1 tRNA gene is annotated in these 248 nt (G+C 58.5%); it reads left to right on the forward strand.

The features are described 5' to 3' along the window. The first annotated feature begins 172 nt into the window (after positions 1 to 172). Positions 173 to 246 (forward strand) — tRNA-Asp (locus tag GHO41_RS29665). The last annotated feature ends 2 nt before the right edge of the window (positions 247 to 248 follow it).

A 248-nucleotide genomic window follows, 5' to 3' on the forward strand; every position in this document is an offset into this window, starting at 1 on the left:
GTAGTTCAGTCGGTTAGAATACCGGCCTGTCACGCCGGGGGTCGCGGGTTCGAGTCCCGTCCGCTGCGCCATATTTGTACAAGTCAGGTTAGCCTGGCTTGCGATTGAAAAGCACCGAAGCTTCTCGATCAACGGTTTTAAAGATTCAAACGGACGCAAGTCCGAGCGATACGCAGCGGTAGTTCAGTCGGTTAGAATACCGGCCTGTCACGCCGGGGGTCGCGGGTTCGAGTCCCGTCCGCTGCGCC

Source organism: Pseudomonas sp. FSL R10-0399 (assembly GCF_009600165.1).
Classification (GTDB): Bacteria; Pseudomonadota; Gammaproteobacteria; order Pseudomonadales; family Pseudomonadaceae; genus Aquipseudomonas; species Aquipseudomonas helleri.